The organism is Candidatus Kinetoplastibacterium desouzaii TCC079E (genome assembly GCF_000340795.1).
Classification (GTDB): Bacteria; Pseudomonadota; Gammaproteobacteria; order Burkholderiales; family Burkholderiaceae_B; genus Kinetoplastidibacterium; species Kinetoplastidibacterium desouzai.
The window spans coordinates 122,212-147,649 of sequence record NC_020294.1 but is presented as its reverse complement, the minus strand read 5'-3'; the positions used below and the strand labels follow the sequence as shown (position 1 = coordinate 147,649).

Annotated in this window: 21 protein-coding genes and 1 tRNA gene; 12 read left to right on the top strand and 10 right to left on the bottom strand. The window is 31.3% G+C overall.

Translation table 11 applies throughout. From position 1 onward, the window contains the following. Positions 1 to 8 precede the first annotated feature (8 nt). A complete protein-coding gene (locus CDSE_RS00700; protein WP_015396102.1) occupies positions 9 to 2,657 on the bottom strand; it encodes a PD-(D/E)XK nuclease family protein in 2,649 nt (882 codons plus the stop codon). A 107-nt stretch (positions 2,658 to 2,764) separates the two neighbouring features. On the opposite strand from CDSE_RS00700, the gene CDSE_RS00695 reads away from it, so the two are divergent. Continuing rightward, positions 2,765 to 2,839, top strand: a tRNA-Arg gene (locus tag CDSE_RS00695). Positions 2,840 to 2,891: 52 nt separating this feature from the next. Here CDSE_RS00695 and xerD read toward each other — a convergent pair. The 6 genes from xerD to fba are packed head-to-tail and all read right to left on the bottom strand — an operon-like array spanning position 2,892 to position 8,613. Next, positions 2,892 to 3,818, bottom strand: a complete 927-nt coding sequence (xerD, locus tag CDSE_RS00690; protein ID WP_015396101.1) for a site-specific tyrosine recombinase XerD — start codon at positions 3,816 to 3,818, stop codon at positions 2,892 to 2,894. 17 nt (positions 3,819 to 3,835) lie between these two features. Continuing rightward, positions 3,836 to 4,843, bottom strand: coding sequence for an L-threonylcarbamoyladenylate synthase (locus tag CDSE_RS00685; RefSeq protein ID WP_015396100.1), 1,008 nt, complete (start codon positions 4,841 to 4,843; stop codon positions 3,836 to 3,838). Positions 4,844 to 4,869: 26 nt separating this feature from the next. Then, a complete protein-coding gene (locus CDSE_RS00680) occupies positions 4,870 to 6,066 on the bottom strand; it encodes a 5-(carboxyamino)imidazole ribonucleotide synthase (RefSeq protein ID WP_015396099.1) in 1,197 nt (398 codons plus the stop codon). A gap of 45 nt (positions 6,067 to 6,111) precedes the next feature. After that, complete coding sequence (purE, locus tag CDSE_RS00675; RefSeq protein ID WP_015396098.1) at positions 6,112 to 6,612, bottom strand: 5-(carboxyamino)imidazole ribonucleotide mutase; 501 nt, start codon at positions 6,610 to 6,612, stop codon at positions 6,112 to 6,114. A 32-nt stretch (positions 6,613 to 6,644) separates the two neighbouring features. Beyond that, positions 6,645 to 7,523: a phosphoribosylaminoimidazolesuccinocarboxamide synthase gene (locus CDSE_RS00670; protein WP_015396097.1), complete on the bottom strand. Its 879-nt coding sequence runs from the start codon at positions 7,521 to 7,523 to the stop codon at positions 6,645 to 6,647. A gap of 37 nt (positions 7,524 to 7,560) precedes the next feature. After that, the gene (gene fba, locus CDSE_RS00665; RefSeq protein ID WP_015396096.1) at positions 7,561 to 8,613 is read right to left on the bottom strand and encodes a class II fructose-bisphosphate aldolase; all 1,053 of its coding nucleotides are present in this window, start codon (positions 8,611 to 8,613) and stop codon (positions 7,561 to 7,563) included. 397 nt (positions 8,614 to 9,010) lie between these two features. Here fba and CDSE_RS00660 point away from each other — a divergent pair, with 397 nt between their 5' ends. Further along, positions 9,011 to 10,495 (top strand): inorganic phosphate transporter, encoded by a 1,485-nt coding sequence (locus tag CDSE_RS00660; RefSeq protein ID WP_015396095.1) that lies wholly within the window; start codon positions 9,011 to 9,013, stop codon positions 10,493 to 10,495. On the opposite strand, the gene CDSE_RS00655 is transcribed toward CDSE_RS00660, so the two are convergent. From CDSE_RS00655 to tkt, 3 genes are all read right to left on the bottom strand, one after another. Further along, positions 10,492 to 11,688, bottom strand: a complete 1,197-nt coding sequence (locus CDSE_RS00655) for a phosphoglycerate kinase (protein WP_015396094.1) — start codon at positions 11,686 to 11,688, stop codon at positions 10,492 to 10,494. The two genes, CDSE_RS00660 and CDSE_RS00655, sit on opposite strands and share 4 nt — an antisense overlap. 92 nt (positions 11,689 to 11,780) lie before the next feature. Next, positions 11,781 to 12,791, bottom strand: a complete 1,011-nt coding sequence (gene gap, locus CDSE_RS00650) for a type I glyceraldehyde-3-phosphate dehydrogenase (protein ID WP_015396093.1) — start codon at positions 12,789 to 12,791, stop codon at positions 11,781 to 11,783. Between the two features lie 12 nt (positions 12,792 to 12,803). Then, entirely contained in the window at positions 12,804 to 14,846 is a 2,043-nt protein-coding gene (gene tkt, locus CDSE_RS00645; RefSeq protein WP_015396092.1) for a transketolase, read from the bottom strand. Positions 14,847 to 15,051: 205 nt separating this feature from the next. On the opposite strand from tkt, the gene CDSE_RS00640 reads away from it, so the two are divergent. From CDSE_RS00640 to CDSE_RS00595, 10 genes are all read left to right on the top strand, one after another. Continuing rightward, complete coding sequence (locus CDSE_RS00640; RefSeq protein WP_015396091.1) at positions 15,052 to 15,792, top strand: 16S rRNA (uracil(1498)-N(3))-methyltransferase; 741 nt, start codon at positions 15,052 to 15,054, stop codon at positions 15,790 to 15,792. Positions 15,793 to 16,103: 311 nt separating this feature from the next. Next, positions 16,104 to 17,165, top strand: coding sequence for a tRNA preQ1(34) S-adenosylmethionine ribosyltransferase-isomerase QueA (gene queA, locus CDSE_RS00635; RefSeq protein ID WP_015396090.1), 1,062 nt, complete (start codon positions 16,104 to 16,106; stop codon positions 17,163 to 17,165). Positions 17,166 to 17,206: 41 nt separating this feature from the next. Then, entirely contained in the window at positions 17,207 to 18,337 is a 1,131-nt protein-coding gene (gene tgt / locus CDSE_RS00630; protein ID WP_015396089.1) for a tRNA guanosine(34) transglycosylase Tgt, read from the top strand. 69 nt (positions 18,338 to 18,406) lie between these two features. Further along, entirely contained in the window at positions 18,407 to 18,751 is a 345-nt protein-coding gene (gene yajC / locus CDSE_RS00625; RefSeq protein ID WP_015396088.1) for a preprotein translocase subunit YajC, read from the top strand. 32 nt (positions 18,752 to 18,783) lie between these two features. Beyond that, positions 18,784 to 20,616 (top strand): protein translocase subunit SecD, encoded by a 1,833-nt coding sequence (secD, locus tag CDSE_RS00620; RefSeq protein ID WP_015396087.1) that lies wholly within the window; start codon positions 18,784 to 18,786, stop codon positions 20,614 to 20,616. A gap of 92 nt (positions 20,617 to 20,708) precedes the next feature. Then, the gene (gene secF / locus CDSE_RS00615; RefSeq protein WP_015396086.1) at positions 20,709 to 21,644 is read left to right on the top strand and encodes a protein translocase subunit SecF; all 936 of its coding nucleotides are present in this window, start codon (positions 20,709 to 20,711) and stop codon (positions 21,642 to 21,644) included. A gap of 13 nt (positions 21,645 to 21,657) precedes the next feature. Then, on the top strand, positions 21,658 to 23,013 hold the full coding sequence (gene miaB, locus CDSE_RS00610; protein WP_015396085.1) for a tRNA (N6-isopentenyl adenosine(37)-C2)-methylthiotransferase MiaB: 1,356 nt from the start codon (positions 21,658 to 21,660) through the stop codon (positions 23,011 to 23,013). Between the two features lie 7 nt (positions 23,014 to 23,020). Further along, positions 23,021 to 23,995, top strand: coding sequence for a PhoH family protein (locus tag CDSE_RS00605; RefSeq protein WP_015396084.1), 975 nt, complete (start codon positions 23,021 to 23,023; stop codon positions 23,993 to 23,995). After that, positions 23,979 to 24,476 carry an rRNA maturation RNase YbeY gene (gene ybeY / locus CDSE_RS00600; RefSeq protein WP_015396083.1) on the top strand — a complete coding sequence of 166 codons (498 nt, stop codon included), beginning with the start codon at positions 23,979 to 23,981 and terminating at the stop codon, positions 24,474 to 24,476. Before CDSE_RS00605 ends, ybeY begins: the two co-directional genes overlap by 17 nt. An 83-nt stretch (positions 24,477 to 24,559) precedes the next feature. Next, the gene (locus CDSE_RS00595) at positions 24,560 to 25,414 is read left to right on the top strand and encodes a CorC family transporter (protein ID WP_015396082.1); all 855 of its coding nucleotides are present in this window, start codon (positions 24,560 to 24,562) and stop codon (positions 25,412 to 25,414) included. Positions 25,415 to 25,438 lie beyond the last annotated feature (24 nt).

Here is a 25,438-nt window from a genome sequence, read left to right as displayed (position 1 = left end):
TTACATTTTTATAATTCATCTAAACCTAAACGTAAAAAAGGCATAACATCACAAAACATCGAATCTTCTGGAGAGGAAAATTTATTATATGCTTCACCATTAACATACTCTTCAGCAATCAAAAGAATCTTTTTATGCAAGTTTAAAATAAAACTTTTCCATAATTGATTATCATCAAACTTATGCATTACATAAATATTGCTTAATCCTACATCTACATCAGATATTCCTTTAATTGTAATCTCTTTAGAATTTAAAAAAATCATTATTAATGAACTAATATCTAAATCAAAATAAGACTTGCAAACTAAAGAATAAAAAGGAACCTGTAAATTTACAGGTCGCTCTCTATTCCAATCTTTCTCAGGACTAAAAATTGTTTTACCAGTCTTATAGTCTATAACAGCTATTTTCTTATTTGACAAAAGGTCGATTCTATCTACTCTAATTTTTAAAAATAATTTTTTATATTCCCAAACAAACTCACTCTCTGTAGAAATAACCTCAAAATCTTTTCTGAGAATATCTATAGATAACATTTTTTTTAACAAATAAAATGTTCTCTCCATCTCTAATTTACATAATGCCTCACCATAAAAAATTAATTCATTCTGATATATTTCAGAAATACATTGATTCAATAAGATATCTAAGTCCACAGAAGAAGTTTTTTCTAAAAAAGATTTATCTTTTGCTAAACTCCAAAATTTTTCTAATGTGTAATGAATTAAAATTCCCCTCTTACTGTTATAATCATCAGAGTCGTTATAAGATTTTAATCGACAAGCTCCTAATCTATATCTAACAAAAGACCATAAAGGGTTACGAGACTGAAGCTCTAAAATATTAACACTAGTATTTTTATTAATATTTTCAGTATCTAAAACAGGACCTTTTTCATCATTAATAAACTCAATATCAACCTTATTGATTCTTTTTTTATAATTTACAACATCCATCAAATAATAATTTTGAGATATTAAGGATGAAAGAGATGATTTTTGAGAATCCAAAATTACTGAATAGCTAAATATAATTTTAGCTGAACCTTCTATAATAGATTTATATATCTTCTGTGAAAAAAACAACTGACCTTCTGGAGTAAATCTAGAAATATTACTAGATCTTAATATCGAAGAAGGTACGAATGGATTCTGATTAGGAGGAAATGGGAACACATCTTCATTCATACCTAAAACCCATACTGCATCCCATGAACCACCATACGAATCTTCTATATCCAATATCTCCAACCTACTTAACACATTATCTTTAGGTTGGAAGAAAATCTTTTTTACAAAATCTGAGAATAATTTTACTACCTCTACAGATGTGACTTTCCCAAATACAGTAGTAAGCAACAAAAAATCACCAAATAGTTCTTCAAAAGCTTCTAGTGATTGATATGCTGAACTATCAAGCATTCTTTCGCCAGGGAAAGCAAGATCATTTAAAACAAGACGAATTCTTGAAACCCAACAATCTATAGACAACAATTCTCTACCAAATCTAGAAACAGAAACCAATAAATCTTGACTTAAATTACATTGTCCTAATTCTTCTAATATTTCTTTTAACTTAATTTGTTTCTTATACTTAGATCTCAACACCAAATCAACAGAAGAATATCTTGCAAACAAGCGAATATCGTCAACAACATAACCACTAAGTAAAGCTTTCCCTAAAACAACAACATCACAATAACCATAAAAAGACAAACTGGATACTACTTTTAACCAAGATATCGCAGCATCAATAATAGGCCAATCTAGACAAGATCTAGATGAAGAAATATTAAAACCAAATGGAAGTAAATATTTATTTAAATAACGCTCTGCCATACGTTGAACCAGAGGCATCTTTAATTCAAGCTGTGGAACTATAATTGCATAAACACCTTTGGGTTTATAGCTTATTTGTTCTATTATCCATAAAGAGGCCTGTTCCCATTCTTGCTGAAAACTACTACATTCACAAACAGTATTAATATAATTATTATCTACAGTCCTAGATGACAATGATAATAATCTCACACTTGTTTTATTTTTTAGGAATGAATTCAGAAGAGCTATTAATCTAGGTGAAAATTCGATAAAACCAAATACTATTAAGTATTTAGGAGAAACTATTTTGTTGTTTTTAAAAGCCTCTAAAACATGATCATAAACACCATCAAAATCTATTGCTTTTAATTTTCTAAGTTCTTTGTAATAACGTTTCTTCCATAACGAAAATCGCTCATATTCATCATTTGTAAATTCATTAGGAATTCTCAACTTCATATCTATAATCAACTTCTTGGCCTTCATTGCTAAACTTGCGGCCTGATCATAATTCACTAAATAATTCTCAGATTCCTCTCTTTTTATTACCTTGTCCCAAATAATTTGCTCACAAACATGATTAAAAACACACTCATGAACTGAATTAGAAGAATAAAAAAATAACTTATCAAAAGTTTCTGTAATCCAAGAATTTAATGGAAGAATTTTATATAACTCTTTTGTTTTCTTAACTTGCTTAATTTGTTCTATAATATAATTTCTTACTCGATTCGTCTGACGACTAGTAGAGGTAATTATTAAAACATCACCAACTGGTATATTACATACATCTAATATACTTATATTTTTGAAATTTAGAGAATTTGCATACATACTTAAACCAATAAACAATGATTATTAATCACTAACAATGCTGTCATAATATATGTAGATTATTACATCCTGGTATATTATAATCTCAGCTGTTAGATTGATTCTTTCTCGCCGTAGTTAAACGGATATAATAGACCCCTCCTAAGGGTCAGTTAGTGGTTCAATTCCACTCGGCGAGGCCATTTATCTATCAATTCTTCGCTATTAAATAATTTTAATTAATATAAACATGTATCAACCACGAGGGTGATGTTTTAAATGTAATTTTTTCAACCTTTCATTTGCTACATGAGTATAAATTTGCGTAGTAGAAATATCAGAATGACCAAGCAATAATTGCACTACTCTAAGATCAGCTCCATTATTTAATAAATGAGTAGCAAAAGCGTGACGCATAGCATGAGGAGATAATGGGGTACAAATATTAGCTATAAAAGCATATTTTTTAATCAAAAGCCAAAAAGCTTGACGAGTCATAGAATTAGATCTATTTGTAATAAATAAAAAATCACTTTTTTTATTTTTCAAAATATAACTACGTGAATCATGCAAGTATCTATTAACCCAAAACATACATTCTTCCCCTAAAGGCACTAATCTATCCTTAGCTCCCTTTCCAAGAACAACATGCACTACTCCATCATTTAGATTAAGATCTCTTATTTTTAACCCAACCAACTCTGAAACACGTAACCCAGTAGAATATAGAACTTCTAACATTGCACGATCCCTCAATCCCCTAATATCGTTGACATCTGGAGCCATAATAAGTCTTTCTACTTGATCTTCTGATAGAGTAATAGGAATTTGCCTAAAATACTTAGCTGTTCTTATAGAAATACAAGGATTATACAATACAAGTTTTTCGCGAGCTGCCCAAACATAAAAGCGTTTTAAAACTGCCAACCGACGATTAGAAGTTGATGCTTTAATAGACGAATGTTGTTCAATAAACCATTTCTGAATATCATCTTCATTAATATTATCAATAATACTTTTATTTTTATTATTTAAAACCCAAGTTGAAAATGATTTAAGATCATTTTTATATGCAGATATAGTATTGTTAGATAAACCTTCTTCCAACCAAATAGAATTCAAAAATCTATTTGTAATTTCAGAAGAAAATTTTCTTATATCTCTATCATCACGTGAACACATAAGGGATTTACTTTATGTTAAGTTAAACCAAAAGCTGCAGCTGATTTGTACAAACGATCTGAAACTGCCATCCATTCATAAGAAACCGGTAATCTCTCAACAATAATCTTTGAGTAATTTCCAATATCAACAGACCTCATGGTAGCATAAAGTTTACTTGCATATTCTATTGGGTCCTTAGGCATAATATACCAATCAACATTTTTTTCTAGAATAGAACTTCTATCTGAAAACGATAAAACAGCTAATTTATCTAAGTTACCTAATAAACTACAAATTCTATTTTCAATCAAGTGACTATCAACAATTACTAAAGGAGTATTAGTAGCATAATGAGATTTTAATGATCCTGGAACAATGATAGAACTATTACCTTGAGAATCTAAATCTAATTTTATAACACTTGATATATCCTGCCATGTCACGTGTCCAGGCCTTAAAATAACTGGACTTTTCCCTTCTGACAATCCTGACATGTCTATTATTGTAGATTCAATACCTATCTCTGAACTTCCTCCATCTAGAACAACAATATCTTTGAGAATATTAGAAGAAAATTCATTATAAATATGACCAACTTCTGTTGGAGAAACCTTTCCAAATTTATTAGCAGAAGGAGCTATCAAAGCTCCTTTTCTATTACCTTTAACTTTGGAAAAAGATTTCAACAAATTTTGAGCAATAGGGTGAGATGGACATCTAATTCCAACTGTAGATTGTGATCCACTTATTAGATCAGAAACACTGGGTGATTTTCTTAAAATTATAGTTAAAGGCCCAGGCCAAAACTTATCAACTAATTTAAACGCCTCATCTGGAATATCTATAGCCCAATGACAAAGGTCTTCTTTATGAGCTATATGAACTATAACCGGATGATTTAAAGGGCGATTTTTAACTAAATAAACCTTTCTAACAGCTTCTGTGTTTTCTGCATCAGCCCCAAGACCATAAACAGTCTCTGTAGGGAAAATAACCAACTTGCCTTCTATAAGATTTAATAGCGCCTTCTCTATAAGGTTCAATTATAAAATTCCTAAAATAAAAATTATTAAACTTTTGATATTTTTGTATAATTAATCCCAAGTATTAAACTCAAATCATATGCTTTTTCATCTAAGTCATAAATATCATTACCTAATAACGTCACATGACCCATCTTACGTGATCTCCTAGCTTCTTCTTTCCCATAAAGATGTAGTTTTAATCCAGAAATAGACAACAACTTTCTCCAATCTGGTTCTATTAAATTACCATCACTACCAAACCATACATCTCCCAGTAGATTTATCATAATGGATGAAGATAATAATTCAGTATTACCTAATGGCAATCCAGACATTATTCTAACTTGTTGTTCAAATTGGCTAGTAAAACAAGCATCCATAGAATAATGTCCACTATTATGTGGTCTAGGTGCTATTTCATTAACAATGATATTATTGTCAACAACAAAAAATTCAACACACAAAACCCCATAATAATTTAAAGACTCTGCAATCTTCTTGGCTATTGAGCAGACCTCTGAAAAACAAGTATTATCATATATTTCATGATTAGATCTAGTAACTACAGAACTAGAGAGGATACCACATTCGTGAAAATTAATAGCTGGAGGGAAAACGACACAATCTCCATCAAGGTTTCTTGCAACAACAACTGAAATTTCTCTATCCAAAGACAGAAATTTTTCTAAAACACACGGAACCTCTCCCAAAAAAACAAACTTATCTTTTAGTTCTTTTTTTTCACGTACTGTAACTTGTCCTTTCCCATCGTAACCTAATTTAGCAACTTTCAAAATACCAGGGAAAAAATCATGGTCTATTAAATCACAATCTGTTTTATTAACTATAACTTTATAAGGAGCCACATCAACATTCAAAGAACTTATAAAATTTTTTTCAAAAATACGATTTTGAGCTATCGCAACAGAACTAGCAGTTGGTGTGAGAACATTCCTTTTTGATAAAAACTCCAAACTGCTAAAAGGAATATTCTCAAATTCTATAGTTACTGATTTGCATATAGAAGACAAACGTTCTAATCCATTTTTATCATCATAGGATGATTTTATATGCAAATCTGCAACAGACACAGCTGGACTAATATCACTAGGATCAAGAACAACAACTTTATAACCTAGATTTTGAGCAGAATGACAAAACATTCTACCTAATTGACCACCTCCAACTAAACCAAGCCAAGAACCTGGTTTAACAAAAAAATTGGAATTTAAAAACACCATACCATAATCCCATATTAAAATAATATTTTATTAAATTCCTATAATCTAGATAGGAGGTAATGTCATACTACAAGCCAAATGATTCTGATTCTTGCGAAACTGCCTTAATTTATTACATAACTGAGAATCATAAATAGCAAGATTAGCTATCAAGTGCAAAGCAGCATTTGTTGCTCCAGCCTCTCCAATTGCAAATGTAGCTACTGGAATTCCTTTTGGCATTTGAACAATCGACAATAAAGAATCTTCACCAGATAAATACTTTGATGGAACTGGAACCCCAAAAACTGGCAATTCAGTTAACGATGCTAACATTCCTGGCAAATGGGCTGCACCACCAGCTCCAGCTATGATGCCCTTCAACCCTCGCTCCGAAGCCAAGGTTGCATACTCAAACATCTCTTTTGGCATGCGATGAGCTGAAATAACTCTTTTTTCGTAAGAAATATTAAAATCTTCTATAACAGAAGCAGCATGTCTCATTACCTCCCAGTCGCTAGAAGAGCCCATAACAAGACCAATTAAAGGAGAATCTGATTTTTGCATAAATTATATTCCTGTAAAATATAAAATAAATTCTATATAGTCAAACGATCCAAAGCCTCATAATATTTCTCTGATGTTTTTTCTATAACATCCTTAGGTAACTTAGGTGCTGGATAAATTTTATTCCAGTTTTGTAACTCCAACCAATCTCTAACAAATTGCTTATCAAAAGAAGCTGGATTACTACCTTCTTCATACTGATCAAGAGACCAAAAACGTGAAGAATCAGGAGTAAGAACCTCATCCATTAAGTGCAAGATACCATTTGAATCTAAACCAAACTCAAACTTAGTATCAGCAATTATAATACCTCTAGAAATTGCAAAATTAGATGCTTCTTGATAAAGCTTTATAGTTAAATCCCTAATCTTTTCAGCAAGATCATTTCCAACTAAACTTTTAACATACGCAAAGTTTACATTTTCATCATGAGATCCTTGCTCTGCTTTAGCTGCAGGAGTAAAAATTATTTCTTCTAACTTACTTGCCTTCTCCAACCCACCAGGTAATTTTATACCACAGACAGATCCAGTCTTTGTATATTCATTCCATCCAGACCCTATTAAATACCCTCTAGCAACAGCCTCTATCATTATTGGTTTTAAACGTTTTACAACAACGGCTCTATCTTTTATCTGATCAAATTCTTCAGGTTTTACAACATCTTCAGGTTTGATATTCAAAGAATGGTTTGAAACAATGCTATGTAATTTATTAAGCCAGAATTCTGTCATTTTATTTAGAACAAGACCTTTCCCTGGAATTGGATCATCTAAAATAACATCAAAAGCAGAAATTCTATCAGATACTACTATTAATAATTTATCTTCTCCGACAGCATAAATATCTCTAACTTTGCCTCTAGATAATAGAGGCAAAGATTTTATGTTTGACTGGAATAATGTACTCATATTAACACTCCATTAATGAATAATGTAACTTTACCCTTTAAACCAATTTGCCTAGTCGATAAAGTCCCGCCATTTCTTCTAAACTATTAGGTTTTATTTTACTTGCATTACCTGAAGAACCAAATTGATTGTATCTACTAATACATACACTTTTAGCTGCTGCGCGAGCTTGTTTTAAATATTCACGAGGATCAAATCTATCAGAATTTTCCACAAAAAATCTCCGTATAGCTGCAGTCATGGCCAGTCTAATATCAGTATCAATATTGACTTTACGAACTCCATACTTTATGGCTTCTTGAATCTCTTTGACAGGAACCCCATAAGTTTCTTTCAGATTGCCACCAAACTCTCTTATTTCAGACAAAAGTTCTTGAGGCACACTAGAACTACCATGCATAACCAAGTGAGTATTAGGTAATTTTGCATGTATTTCTTTTATACGATTAATTGACAATACCTCTCCAGTAGGTTGTTTTGTAAACTTATATGCACCATGACTTGTTCCAATTGCAATAGCCAAAGCATCTATATGTGTTTTTTTTACAAAATCTACAGCCTGATCTGGATCAGTAAGCAATTGCTCAACAGTTAATTTACCATCAGCTCCATGGCCATCTTCTTTATCTCCTTCTAATGTTTCTAAAGAACCCAAACAACCAAGTTCTCCTTCCACACTAACTCCTCGTTCATGAGAAATTTTTACAACTCTACTAGTAACATCTACATTATAATTATAATCAGCAACAGTTTTCCCATCTTCTCTAAGAGATCCATCCATCATTACACTAGAAAAACCCATATTTATAGCTCCTTCACAAACAGAAGGAGATTGTCCATGATCCTGATGCATAACAACAGGAATATGAGGATATGACTCAACTGCAGCCTTTATAAGATATTTTAAAAAAACTTCCCCAGCGTATTTTCTTGCTCCAGCTGATGCTTGCATTATAACTGGACTATTAGTCTCATTAGCAGCTTCCATAATAGCTTGTACTTGCTCTAAGTTATTAACATTAAAAGCTGGAATGGCATAACTATTCTCAGCTGCATGATCAAGCAACTGACGCATAGATACTAAAGACATAAAGATCTCCACAAAAGATAGGAATAATATATAGTATTTCTTTTTTTATATAGCTAAATGTAACATTAGCAATAAATCATGATTAAAATATAGCATCACATAAAAAAATCAATACTATCAAATACACTAACAATAATACCAATACTATCATTTTTATGATAAAACTATTTAGAATAAATAAAAATTAAATTTAAACAAATATTTAATTTAATTCTTTTAAAAAAACTAAATTTGTTTCATACTTATGGTTCTATTAGAATTTACAGTATAAGACCTTAATTTAATAAATTATCAAACTTTGACATGTCATCTTAAATATGAGTTATTTCATAAGATGAAACCCTGTATATTTACTTTAAAACAGGCTTTAAAAAATTAATCTTGCAATATTAATTCTATGCTAGGTATATTCTCCGGTTTAAGTATTTGGGTAGGCTTTGGCCTAGTTATGGCTTTAGCTTTTGTGCTTGTTTATGAATTTATAAATGGATTTCATGATACGGCTAACGCTGTAGCCACAGTTATATACACAAAAGCAATGCCTCCTAAATTAGCAGTTATCCTATCAGGAGTATTCAATTTCTTAGGAGTTCTGACTGGGGGGGTTGGTATTGCTTATTCAATAGTGCATTTGCTACCTGTAGAACTATTACTTAATGTTAATAGTTCTAGAGGATTGGTAATGATATTTTCCATGGTGTCAGCTGCCATAATATGGAATTTAGGAACATGGTTCTTTGGAATTCCTGCATCAAGTTCTCATACATTAATTGGATCTATATTAGGAGTTGGATTAGCTAATGCATGGGAAACAAATATATCTATTCAAGAAGGAGTTAATTGGAGTAAGGCTATAGATGTTGGGTTGTCTATGGTGATATCACCAATAGTAGGTTTTATATTAGCAGGATGGTTGTTTTTTATGCTAAAAAGTTTAAGACCTAACTCCAACATGCATTACACACCAAAACAAAGACGAGCATTAGAAGCAAAAAAACACCCTCCTTTCTGGAATCGTTTAGCTCTTGTAATCTCAGCCATGGGTGTTAGCTTCGCTCATGGATCTAACGATGGACAAAAAGGAATAGGTCTCGTAATGTTAATATTAATAGGCATTGTTCCAACAAATTATGTTTTAAATTTAAATAGTACTTCATATCAAATAGATAGAACGCGTAATGCTGCAATACATTTAAATGACTATTATCATAGAAATCATACATATATAAGTAACTATTTAGACATGGAAAATCAAATTAAGAAAGAAGACCTCACCGCTGAGTTAACTTGCGATCCTAGAATGACGAAAATAACTATAGATGAAATTGAAAAAACTCTAAAAAATCTTTCTAAATACGAGAATCTATCAACAAAACAAAGAACAGAAACCAGAAGAAATCTACTGTGCCTAGATGATATAGCAAAAAATGTTGTAAAAACACAAAATCTTCCAACTTCAGAAATAGAAGATCTAGAAAGACTAAGAGCAGACTTAACAGCAACAATCGAATATGCTCCATTATGGGTAGTAATAGCAGTAGCCATGTCTCTTGGATGCGGAACAATGATAGGCTGGAAAAGAGTTGTAATGACAGTAGGGGAAAAAATTGGCACACAAGGAATGACATATGCCCAAGGAACAGCAGCACAAGTAACTGCCGTGTTTGCTATAGGAATGGCTAACCTATTAAATTTACCAGTTTCAACTACTCATGTTTTATCATCTGGCATAGCAGGAACTATAGTAGCCAATAAAGTTGAATTACAAAAAAATACAGTAAGACAGATACTGCTAGCATGGATTTTGACTCTGCCAGCAGCACTTTCTCTTTCTGCAGTCCTATTTCTAAGTGGGATGTCAATAATAGAAAAATTAAACTAACTAGAATAACGTTCTTCCAATATAGCTAGAGCCGGTAATCTTTTTCCTTCTAAAAATTCTAAGAATGCGCCACCACCTGTTGAAATATATCCTATATTATTAGTTACCCCAAATTTAGATATTGCAGCCAAGGTATCACCTCCCCCAGCCACAGAAAATGCCCCAGAATCAGATATTATCTTAGACAAGAACTCAGTACCTTTAGAAAACTGATCAAATTCAAAAACACCAACCGGACCATTCCAAACAATAGTGCCAGCTTGCTGCAAGATTTTTTCAAACAACTTAGATGTTTCAGGCCCTACATCGAATATCATATCATCATCCTGAACTTTATCAGCGGATTTTAATTCAGCCACAGCATCTTGACCAAAATATTTAGCACATATAACATCCACTGGGATCGGAACATCTGCTCCTCTTAATCTCATGGATTCAATAACATTTTTAGCGCACTCTAATTGTTCAGGCTCCACAAGAGATTTTCCTACAGGCAAACCAGATGCCATCATAAAAGTATTAGCTATCCCTCCACCAACAATTAAATAATCCACTTTTTCAGACAAGAACTTTAGAATTGATAACTTTGTAGAAACTTTCGATCCACCAACAATAGCCACCAACGGTTTCTTAGGGTTATTAAGAACTTTCCCTAAAGCTATTAACTCTGCCTCTAATAATGGACCAGCACAAGCTATTGGAGCAAACTTAGCAACACCATAAGTAGTTGCTTCTGCTCTATGTGCAGTTCCAAAAGCATCGTTTACATAAATATCACACAAGGATGCAATTTTACGTGATAAATTATCATCATTATTTTTTTCTCCAATATTTACACGACAGTTTTCCAATAGAACAACTTGACCAGGGGCAACTTTAACTCCATTTACCCAGTCTTTAACAAGTTCTACTTGCATCCCTAGAATTTCTGACAAACGTTGTGAAACCCTTACCAATGAATCTTTCTCTGTTAAAAGACCTTCCATAGGACGACCTAAATGCGATGTAACCATAACAGCAGCACCACCGTCCAAAGCCATTCTTATGCCTGGGACAGAAGATCTTATTCTAGTATCTTCTGAAATTCTTCCATTTTGATCAAAAGGAACATTTAAATCTGCTCTAATAAAAACTCTTTTATTTAATAAAGCACCAGATTTAGATAACTCTCTCAGAGTTTTAACTGTGGTCATCCTAAAAATCCTCCTGATAACCTTGAATACAATATAAAATGGGCATATCTAGTTCTATAACAAACCAAATACACCCACTAAAACTTAAAAACTTATTTAGCCTGCATTAACGCAACCGTAGTATCTAACATTCTATTAGAAAATCCCCACTCGTTATCATACCAGGAAAACACTTTAACAAGTTTCCCTGAAACTTTAGTCAAAGTAGAATCAAAAATACTAGATGCTGGATTATGGTTATAATCGCTAGAAACCAACAAATCAGTACTAAATTCAAGAATCCCTTTTAAGTAAGTCTCTGAAGCCATTCTAACAATTTCATTAACATCTTCTACAGAAGTTTCCCTTCTCGCAATAAAAGAAAGATCAACTAATGATACATTAATAGTTGGAACTCTTATAGAACAACCATCTAATTTACCTTTTAATTCCGGAAGAACTAGCCCAACTGCCGCTGCAGCTCCTGTCTTTGTTGGAATCATACTCATGGTTGCGGATCTTGCCCTACGTAAATCCTTATGAGACACATCTGTAAGAACTTGATCATTAGTATAAGAATGAACTGTTGTCATCAAACCATTCTCGATACCAATAGAATCGTTAAGTGGCTTAACTAAAGGCACCAAACAATTTGTTGTGCACGATGCATTAGAAATAACAGTATAACTAGATTTTAAAATATTGTGATTAACACCAAAAACAATAGTAGCATCAACATCATTGCCGCCAGGGGCTGATATAATAACCTTTTTCGCCCCGCTTTTTATATGAGCAATAGATTTCTCTTTTGAAACAAAAGCCCCAGTGCACTCTAAAACAACGTCAACATTAAGATCTCGCCAAGGCAATTCATACGGATCTCTACTAGATAACATCCTTATTCTATCACCATTAACTATCAAATTATTTGCTTCCAAAGAAACAGAACCATTAAACTTTCCATGAGCTGTATCAAATCTTGTTAAATGAGCACTTGACTCAATGCCTCCCATGTCATTTATAGCTACAATTTCTATATTATGTTTCTTACCACCTTCATAATGAGCTCTTAAAATATTACGTCCTATTCTACCGTAACCATTGATAGCTACTCTAATCACCATAATTGGACTCCTTTATAATAAAACTTTTTTTACAGCGGAAATTACATTTTCTACTGTTAAGCCAAAAAATTTAAATAGTTTTCCGGCTGGAGCTGATTCCCCATAACGATCTATACCCAGTACCAAACCATCTAAACCAACATATTTATACCAACATGTTGTAACACCTGCTTCTATAGCAATTTTTGGTATTTTTCTTGGCAAAACACTTTCTTTCCAATTAAGATCTTGTTTATCAAATACATCAACACTAGGCATAGAAACCACTCTTACTCTAATACCTTGTTCCAGTAATATTTGCTGAGCATCTAAAGCAATAGCCACTTCCGAACCTGTTGCTATAATGATAGCTGAGAAGCTACTTGAGTCTTTCAATACATAACCACCTTTATATATTGAATCAACTGTTCTTGAATCACGCTCTACAAAAGGCAAGTTCTGTCTAGATAGCAATAAAGCTGAAGGACCACCATCCTGCACCTTCATACCAACACTTGCCGGTCTTTGAATAGCATACAACCAAGCCACCGTAGTTTCTACTGTATCACAAGGCCTCCAGACAGATAAGTTAGGTATAAGGCGCAAACTAGCCGCATGTTCTATCGATTGATGAGTAGGACCATCTTCTCCTAGTCCTATAGAATCATGAGTAAACACATGAACAACTTTCTGCTTCATTAAAGCAGACATGCGAATTGCATTACGAGAATAATCCGAGAATGTTAAGAATGTACCACCAAAAGGCAAATAACCTCCATGTAGAGCAATTCCATTCATAATAGCTGCCATTCCAAACTCTCTAACACCATAATTAATATGACGTCCAAAGTTAATAGCCTTATTGACACCAGCTCTAACAGGCACAACTCCTTTCCAGTCCGTAAAATTTGAACCAGTTAAATCAGCCGATCCACCTAAAAATTCTGGCAAATATTTAGCAATTTCTGTAATAGTATTTTGTGAAGCTTTCCTAGTAGCAATTGTTTCTGAATTTTTAATTGTTTTTTGTATTAAATCTTTAGCAAAGTTCTCGAACCCATCTGGTAAATTACCTTGCATTCTACGTTTTAATTCAGATGCTGCGCTTGGATATTTATTTAAATAAGCATCAAATTTAGATTGCCAAATATTTTGCACCTCCTGACCATTTTCTCTAGCGCTCCATTCGTTATATATAAATTCAGGTATAACAAATGGCTCATAATTCCAATTAAGAAATTCTCTAGAGGCAATAATTTCATCACTTCCTAAAGGAGAACCATGCACCTTATGGGTACCAGCCATATTTGGAGAGCCTTTGCCAATAACTGTTTTACAAATAATTATTGTAGGTTTTTGCGACTGACAACGAGCTAATTTTATAGCAGAGTCAACAGCAGAGACGTCATGACCATTAACGCCTTCAATAACATTCCAACCATATCCACGAAAACGTTCTGCTGTATTATCATTAAACCAGTTCTTTACATCACCATCAATAGAAATACCATTATCATCATATAGAACTATTAACTTAGAAAGTTTCAATGTTCCTGCTAAAGAACAAACCTCATGAGAAATACCTTCCATTAAACAACCATCACCTACTATTGCATATGTATGATGATCTATAATATTAAAATCAGGTTTATTAAACTCTTCTGCTAATAATGATTCTGCCAAAGCCATACCAACTGCATTAGCTAATCCTTGACCAAGTGGTCCTGTTGTTGTTTCTATTCCTGGAGTAATCCCAACCTCTGGATGACCAGGAGTCTTTGAGTGAAGCTGACGAAAATTTCTTAAATCGTCTATGGATACATCATATCCTGTTAAATGCAATAAAGCATATACTAACATAGAACCATGTCCATTAGACAAAACAAAGCGATCCCTATCAATCCAATTAGGATCATTAGGGTTATGTTTTAAATTATTCTTCCATAACGCTTGCGCCATTTCAGCCATGCCCATAGGGGCACCAGGATGACCAGAATTAGCCTGTTGCACTGCATCCATAGCAAGAATACGTATGGCATCAGACAAAACAAATTTAGATGTAGTTATATTACCCATTTGAAAGCTCTTCAACTCCATTAATTAAAAATATTTATAATAACAAGTATCATTCTAACACTTAGCACTAATATAAGAATATAACTCTAACAACAAATATTTATTATCAACAAATCTTAATTAATTCTGTACCATTTAGATATACAATTTCAATATTAGATTATAATGTTGGATCTTAATAATATTACTAAATCAATCCGAAATTATGCATTTACCACGTTTCTTCTTAAATGAAAAGATACAGACTAATACTCATATATTACTACCAAAAGCAATATCACATCACGCCAAACAAGTTCTTAGACTTAGAAATTATTCTAATATAATATTATTCAATGGAGAATCAGGAGAGTTCAAAGCAACAATAGAATTCCAGAAAGACAAAACATTTGCTCTAATATCTTCCTTTGATCCTAGAGAAGCAGAACTAGATGGAGATATCACACTTATACAATCTATGACGACGAACAACAAAATGGACTTTATAATTGAAAAAGCATCCGAATTGGGAGTAAAAACGATAATACCACTATATACAAAAAGAAGCATAATACATATAGCAAATGAAAAATTAGAAAAACGTATGAGCCATTGGAGTAAAATCGCCGAATCAGCAAGCGAACAATGTGGACGCAATAGAATAACAAAAATAGCAAAACCAATAGAATTTAACTCCTATATGGCATCACCACTGAATAACATACACTTATTTTGTAATACTAAAAGCAACATCAAAATAGAAAAACTTTTACTTTCTAGAAATAATATAAATTCTCTATCTATAATGATAGGCCCAGAAGGAGGATGGTCACAAGAAGAGTGTTTAATAGCAGAATCTACTATTAACATATATCCAGTAAATTCTGGATCTAGAATACTAAGAACTGAAACAGCCGGTATTGTCATAACATCAATTGCAAGCAGTACTCTATTATGGAATAATTAATACTTATATAAACTTTAATCAAAGTAGAATCTCAAAATAGAAACAATAAGATGCCTAACTAAGAAATATATAATGTTGGCCTAAAGAGACATTTTAATATTCAGATTATATTAAATATATAATTAGAAAAACTGAATATAATTCAATTCCATATTATCTATAATTAATTTAATAATAGATATCTCACAGAGATATGATATATCATATGCATTTTTAAAAAAGCATCCTAACTCAAAAAAATAATTCCTAGTATATATTTGCCAACCATATAAATATGTATTATTGTTACCGTTTTATACTCCTTAATAAAAATGTATTCACAAAAATTAGAAACTAAATTTTTCGATTATATCATCCCCAATGATCTCATAGCTCAAAACCCTTCTGATAAAAGAAGTTCGAGTAGACTATTACATATAGATAAAAATAAAAATATACATGATCTGTTTTTTTATGACATAAAAAAACTAATAAAACCTGGAGATTTGCTAATTTTCAATGATACTAAGGTTATAAAGGCAAGGCTGCAATCCTTTAAAGAAAGTGGTGGAAAATCTGAAATAATGTTAGAAAGAATTCTAGAAAGCCATCAAGCAATTGTGCAAATTAAATCAAATAAACCTATAAAAAATGGAAGTAAATTATTTGTTTCAAAAGACATATATGTATTAGTGAAAGAACGTCAAAATAATTTTTTTAAAGTGAGTTTTTCTGAAGACATATATAACGTTCTAGATAAATATGGAACAATCCCTCTACCTCCATATATAAAAAAAAACATAAATCCTAATGATGAATTTAGATATCAAACAATATATGCAAAAGAATTAGGAGCAGTTGCTGCTCCTACAGCAGGTCTTCACTTTGACCAAGAAATAATAGATGACTTAAAAAATCAAGGAGTGAAAACAGCATTTCTAACATTGCATGTGGGTGCTGGAACTTTTCAACCAATAAGAACAAATAACTTTGAAGACCATGTAATGCATGCAGAAAGATATATGATTCCACAAATCACTATAGATGCAATTAAAAACACCAGAGCCGACGGTAAAAGAATCATTGCAGTTGGAACTACTAGCGCAAGAGCTTTAGAATCTGCATCTTTAATAAAAGATAATTATGATAATCGAAATAGAATTATACATAACGCCACTCAAGAAGAAACTAATTTATACATCAAACCAGGATATAAATTCCGAATAATAGATGCATTAATTACAAATTTTCATCTGCCAAAATCTACTCTGCTTCTTTTGGTATCAGCTCTGGCAGAAAGAAAAATGATTCAAGAGGCTTATACACATGCAATAAAAGAAAAATATCGTTTTTTTAGTTATGGAGATGCGATGTTTATAGAGCCTTCTAAATAAAAGAACAAGAAAAATAAATTTAATAGAATAGGAAAAGGAAATTGAATTTTAAGATATTAAACACTGATAATAATGCCAGAACTGCTATTATCTCTCTACTTCATGGAGAAATAAAAACACCAGTATTTATGCCTGTAGGAACATATGGCAGTGTTAAATCAATAATGCCAAATGAGTTGAAAGATATAGGAGCTCAAATAGTCCTAGGTAATACTTTTCACCTATGGCTAAGACCTGGGACAGATATAATAAAACTCCATAATGGACTACATAATTTTATGCATTGGGATAAACCTATACTTACAGACTCAGGAGGATTCCAAGTATTTAGCCTAAGCAAGAAACGTAAAATAACAGAAGAAGGCGTAGCATTCTCATCTCCAATCAACGGAGCTAAAATGTTTCTTACTCCAGAAAAATCAATGCAAATACAAAATATATTGAACTCTGATATAGTCATGGCTTTTGACGAATGCACTCCATTTAAAATAGCAGATACTATCATAACTAAAAAAGAAGTTTATAATTCTATGACGTTGTCATCAAGATGGGCTAAACGTTCTTTTGATGAATTTCAATATCAAAAAAACATGAATATGCTCTTTGGAATAGTCCAAGGAGGAATGCATGAAGATCTAAGAGATGAATCAATAGATAAACTATTGAATATAGGATTCAACGGTTATGCTATAGGAGGACTTTCTGTTGGCGAGCCAAAGGAAGATATGATAAGAATCCTAAAACATACTGCACGAAATTTACCAAAATATTCACCTAGATATTTAATGGGAGTTGGCACTCCTGAAGACATAGTAAATGGTGTTGAAAATGGGATAGACATGTTCGATTGTGTCATGCCAACTCGCAATGCTCGTAACGGATGGATATTCACAAGATACGGCAATATTAAAATTAGAAACTCTGCTTATAAAAAAGACTTATTACCATTAGATGAAGAATGTACATGTTACACATGCAATAATTTCTCTCGTTCTTACTTGCATCATTTACAAATAATCAAAGAAATAAATGGAGCAAGATTAAATACCATACACAACTTACACTTTTATCTAACTATAATGAATGAAATGAGAGATGCTATCAATAACAATGAGTTTAATGCCTGGAAGACAAAATTTATAATTGATAGACAACAACTAAATAAAAAATAAACTTTATAAAAACATAAAACAAGAAACAAATGATAGAATAAATACCTAATAAATCTTAGGAGTCTTTAAATGTACACAACTAATTTTCCAACATTTGTATTAGCTCAAGCAAATGCATCAGAAGGTAATGCAATAATAAGTATGTTACCTATAATAATAATGTTTGTCGTTTTATATTTTTTAATGATTAGACCTCAAGTAAAACGCCAAAAAGAACATAAAGAGCTATTGAACTCTCTTGCCAAAGGAGATGAAGTAAGCACATCTGGTGGAATAATGGGAACAATAAACAACGTACAAGACAATTATATATTTCTTGAAGTCTCTATTCTAAATAATCAGGCAGTTGAAATAATAGTTCAAAAAAATTCTGTTATTGGAGTTATGCCTAAAGGTACTATAAAATCCCTATAATGAACCAATTAGTAAAAACACTACTCTCTTCTATGAACCTTTACCCCACTCGGGAAAATATATTTATTATTGTTGTAGTTCTTATAAGTATTTTATACTCTGTCCAGAATCTGTATGGTGTATCTCCTTCCATACAGATTATCTCTGCCCAAAAACATGTTCTAGTAAATGAGAACATTCTAGAACGAGTTAAGAATACACTAAAGAAACATAATATTCCCTACAAAAAAGCATCAGTAGAAAAAAAAATACCGGCTAATATTATTACAATTAGATTGAATAATACAGACGATCAAATACTTGCTAATAATATAATTGAAAAAACGCTCAATAGAAATTCTCAACATAAATCCTATATTGTAACGCCTAATATAACATCAAACTCACCTAAATGGATGAGAAATATGGGAATGTTCTCTCCCAAACCAATGGTGCTTGGTTTAGACTTAAGAGGAGGAGTACATCTACTAATTAAAGTACATATGGACGAAGCGATACTCTCCAGATATGATGGCTTAGTTATGGACATAAAGACCTTACTAAAACACAATGGAATCAAAGATGTTAATGTCTATCGTAATGCAAAATCTGTATATATAGAAACATCACAAACTAAAGACATAAACATAATAATAAAAACAATTTCCCAATCTGTTAATGGAATTATTATCAATAATGAAATAAAACCAAATAATAAACTTGAATGTAAATTTGATAGCCAAACAATTTCTGAGATTAAAGCAAATGCTTTAAAACAAAACTTACTTACATTACACAACCGTATTAATGGACTAGGTGTTTCTGAACCTATAATACAGCAACAAGGAACTGATAGTATTGTGGTTCAACTACCAGGATTACAAGATATTACTAAAGCCAAAGAAATATTAGGCAGAACAGCAACGCTAGAATTTCGACTAGTAGATGATTCTAAAATAAGTCAATCACTAATATCAAAAGGAATAATACCTATAGGTACAGAATATTTCTATGACTCTAATAAACAAAAGATTCTTGTTTACTCTCAGCCAATACTCAATAGTTCAAATATACAAAATGCACAACCTGGAAGAGATCATAATACTGGACAAGCATCAGTAAATTTAATTTTAGACAATAAGGGATCTAAAATATTCAAAGACGTAACTAGGGATAATATCAATAAAAGACTGGCTATAATATTATTTGAGAATGGAAAAGGAGAAATTGTTACAGCTCCAGTAATAAGGAGTCAAATACCTAATGGTAATATACAAATTACTGGATCCATGAATTACCAACAAGCTACTGATATATCTTTACTACTACGATCAGGCATGTTAGCAGCAGAAATGAGCGTAATAGAAGAAAAGATCATAGGGCCAAGTTTAGGTTTGACTAATATTAACAAAGGCTTAAAATCTATTGCTGGTGGTTTTATAGCTATAGTAATCTTTATGGTAATATACTACCATCTATTAGGTTTGTTTTCAGCTATAGGACTAGCTTTAAATATACTATTAATAGTTGCTTGCCTATCAATATTACAAGCAACTATTACTTTACCTGGAATAGCAGCTATTGCATTAACTGTTGGAATATCAATAGATGCAAATGTGCTAATCAACGAACGAATACGAGAAGAGTTAAGATCTGGATCAATACCTCAAAAAGCAATAAATGATGGATTTAAGAAAGCTTGGAATACAATATTAGATTCAAATTTAACAGCCCTAATAGTTGGTATGTCTTTACTAACTTTAGGATCAGGACCTATAAAAGGATTTGCTGTAGTGCACTGCATAGGAATAATTTCTTCTATATTTACATCTGTAGTGTTTTTCAAGTTTCTAGTAAAATTTTTCTATGGAAACAAAAAAACTTAAAAACAATATCTATAGGATAGACATAGAAATCAAAAAACTTAAATAAATAACTTTTTGATATTAAAACTATATACAGTTAAGGTAAATTTAAAATGGAATTGTTTCGCATTAGTAAAACTATACCTTTTATGAGGCATGCGGTTTTGTTAAATTTAGTAAGTTTAATCACATTTATAACAGCATTGTTCTTTATACAAAAAAACGGACTAAATCTTTCCACTGAATTTACAGGCGGATCAGTAATAGAAGCAAGCTATACTGGAAATAAAATAATATCTCTAGATAAAATCAGAGAATCTTTTGCGGATATTGATAATTACGATAAATTACAAATTCAATATTTTGGGTCTTCGAAAGAAATAATGATTAAAATACCTACATTAGAAAACAATTCTGAAAAACATCAAATTAATGAGATACTATCAAGGCTACAAAAACATGAAAAATCTTTCCAAATCAATAAAATTGAAATAATAGGACCACAAGTTGGAGAAAAACTAGCAAGGGATGGTTTGCTTGCCCTAACAATGGTTATCATTGGTATAATAACTTATCTAAGCTTTAGGTTTGAATGGCGGCTTGCTGTATCCGGAGTAATCGCAAATTTACATGATGTGACAATAATATTAGGTTTTTTTGCTTTTTTTCATTGGGAGTTTTCTCTTGCTGTTTTAGCTGGAATTTTGGCTGTTCTTGGATATTCTGTTAACGAATCTGTAATTATTATGGACAGAATTAGAGAAAATTGCTCCAAAGATTCAGACTATAATGTCGAAGATATTATAAATAAATCTATTACTCAAACAATTTCTAGAACAATAATAACTCATACATCAACTCAATTTATGGTGTTATCATTATTTTTCTTTGGTGGACATTCCTTACATTATTTTTCCATTGCCTTAACAATAGGAATATGGTTTGGTATTTATTCGTCGATATTTATATCAGCATCCTTAGCTATGTGGTTAAATTTTAAAGGCAATAAAAATATATCTAAAAAAAATCTCACTATTAATAAACATTAATACAAATAGTTTTATGACAAATAGCAAAAAAGAAACTACTAATATTTCTAAAGTTCATATTAAAACTTTTGGTTGTCAAATGAATGAATATGACTCCAAGAAAATTATTGACATATTAAGAACACACAAAAATGCAGAACTAACAAGCAAGGTTGAAGAGGCTGATATTATAATATTAAATACTTGTTCAATAAGAGAAAAAGCACAAGAAAAAGTTTTTTCTGATCTAGGACGAATTAAAGAATTTAAGAAAAATAAACCAGAGCTTATTATAGGTGTTGGTGGATGTGTTGCTAGCCAAGAAGGTAGTGAAATATTAAGAAGAGCACCATTTGTAGATATTGTGTTTGGACCACAAACCTTACACAAGGTATCAGAGATGCTTGATTCTAGAATAAAATATAATAAACCACAAATTGATATCAGCTTCCCTGAAATAGAAAAATTTGATGCTATGCCTCCTTCCACTGTTGAAGGACCAACAGCATTTGTATCTATAATGGAAGGATGTAGTAAATATTGTAGTTTTTGCGTTGTTCCTTATACAAGAGGAACAGAAATATCTAGACCATTCGAAGATGTTTTAATAGAGGTTGCAGATCTTGCTGACAATGGAGTAAAAGAAGTAACTCTACTAGGACAAAATGTAAATGCATACAGAGGACAACTAAATAATACTACTAATACCGCAGATCTTGCAATGTTAATTGAGTATATACACGAAATACCAGGAATTGAAAGAATTAGATATACCACATCTCATCCAAGAGAAATGACAAAAAGAATTTACGAAGCATATACAAATCTACCCAAGTTAGTATCTTTTCTTCATTTGCCAGTACAATCAGGAAGTGATCGTATTTTATCATCAATGAAAAGAGGATATTCTGCAATCGAATATAAATCAATTATTAGAAATTTAAGAATAGCCAGAAGTGGTTTGAAAATATCTTCTGATTTTATTGTTGGTTTCCCAGGAGAAACTGAAATAGATTTCCAAAAAACACTATCACTAATAGAAGAAATAGAATTTGATACCTCTTTCTCCTTTATATATTCTCCTAGACCTGGAACTCCAGCAGCAAACATTAAAGATACAATACAATATGATGAAAAGCTAAATAGATTACAAAGACTACAAAATTTAATAAATACACAAGCAAAAAATATTGCAAATTCTATGTTAGGAACGGTTCAAAAAGTATTAATAGAAGGAAAATCAAAATTAAATAATAATGAGTTAATGGGTCGCACTGAGAATAACAGAGTAGTTAATTTTGTTTCCTTTAACAATAAAATAGGTGATATTGTAAACATAGAGATCACTAAAGTGAATAGCAATACTTTAAGAGGTAAAATAATTAATTAATTATAATATGCAAAATAAAACATCAAACGATTCAACAAATATTGATCAAATAGTTTTTAATAATATTGATAATGATTCTTTATCTAGATTATGTGGTCCACTAGATATTAATATTAAAACAATATCACACAATACGAGCACTGTAATAATACGAGTTGGCAATACTTTCAAAATAAAGGGAGAAAATTTTCTAATTGCAAAAAAAGCACTCTGTTTATTTTACAAACAAGCTAAAAAACAAGAACTTACAGAAGAAGAAATTCATTTAGGACTAAAAGAAATTAACTCTAGTGCTAATTATAAAGAAAACATAAATGACAACCAGTTTCTAAACAACTCTTTTTTATTAATAGATAAAGTTCGACCAAGAACAGAACAACAATATAAATACCTAGATAATATTCTAAAAAATGATATTAACTTCGGAATTGGACCAGCTGGCACTGGGAAAACAATGCTCGCCGTAGCTTGTGCTGTAAAACTTCTGAATGAAAATATGGTTAAAAGATTAATTTTAACACGCCCTGCTGTAGAAGCTGGTGAGAAATTAGGTTTTCTTCCTGGAGACTTAACTCAAAAAGTTGATCCTTATCTAAGACCTCTATATGATTCTTTATATGAATTTATGGGAATAGAAAAAGTTCAAAAATTATTTGATAAAAGAATTATAGAGATAGCTCCACTAGCATATATGAGAGGAAGAACTTTAAATAACTCATTTGTTATCTTAGATGAATCACAAAACACAACACAAGAACAAATGAAAATGTTTCTTACAAGAATTGGATTGGGAAGCAAAGCAGTTATTACAGGAGATCCATCTCAAATAGATTTACATAAAGAACAAAAAAGTGGGTTAACCCATGCAATATCAATTTTAAATAAAATAGATGGTATTTCGATAACCACTTTCGGAAAGAAAGATATCATGCGCCATAATTTAATAACACAAATTGTCGAGGCCTATGAAACAAATACCTAAAATAATTTTAGAGCCAAAACTATCCTTGTCCATACAATATATTCTATTAGAAAACAACTTGCCAAGGTGGCTAATAAGAAGGTGGGTTAGTCATTCTATTAAACTTGCTAGAAATTTCATTTCAAAAGAGCTTAAGAAAGTTATATTAACCATTAGATTCGTTGATGAAACAGAAGGTAAAGAGCTGAATAAATTATTTAGAGGGAAAAATTATGCAACTAACATACTAACTTTTCCATATGGAATAGAAAATGAACATCTCAGTGCTGATTTAGTTGTTTGTTTACCAATTATTCACAAAGAAGCTCAAGAACAGAATAAAATATTTTCTAACCATGCAGCACACATAATAATACATGGAGTGTTACATGCATTAGGCTTTGATCACGAAACAGAAACAGAAACCATAGAAATGGAACAACTAGAAATAGCCATATTAAAAAATATGAAAATAGAAAACCCTTATAAAGAAATTTATTAAATATTATAATCATTTAACAAATTAAGTTTTTTATAAAATAATATTTATTTTGATCAACCCTCTCACTCTTGTCCTATAGGATAATGTCTGATACCGATTACAGCAAAAAACCAAACTCACAAGATTTAAAACCTACTATAAAATCTATATTAGGTAAGATTATCTCTAAATTTAAAAAAACTAGAGACAGTCTAGATAATCTTAATAAAACCATAGAATTAGCTCATGAGAAAGGAATTATAGACCATGATGCTTTCTCAATATTTAAAGGAGTCTTAAGTTTATCAAACAAAACAGCAGGTGATGTTATGATCACTCGCTCTAAAATGAACATGTTAGAAATATCAATGCCCATACCTGAAATGATAGAAACAATTCTAGAAAGCGCAAACTCTCGCTTTCCAGTTTTTGAAGGAGAAAAAGATAATATTATAGGCATAATATTAGCAAAAGATTTATTACGGCATGTTTCCAATTCAAAAATAGAAACACGCTCATTAATTAGGTCTGCAATTTTCATACCAGAATCTAAAAAATTAAATATTTTACTAAGAGAATTCCGAGTAAGACGTAATCATTTAGCAATTGTTTTGGATGAGCATGGTGGTGTTTCTGGTCTTATTACAATGGAAGATGTTCTAGAACAAATAGTTGGAAATATAGAAGATGAATTTGATAACATCGATAATAATTCAATATTCCCAGAAAGTAATAACCAATGGATGGTAATGGCTGCTACAGATATCGATCACTTCAATGAGTACATTAAAACTAATCTTCCCAATAACGAATATGATAGTGTTGGAGGATGGTTAGGTGGTCAGTTAAATAAAATTCCACAATGTGGTGATAAAGCAACTTATGACAACTTAACACTAGAAGTAATTAGAGCTGATTCTAGGCGAGCTCTATGGATAAGAGTGAATCGCTATAATTAAATTAAAAAACTACTAAAAACATTG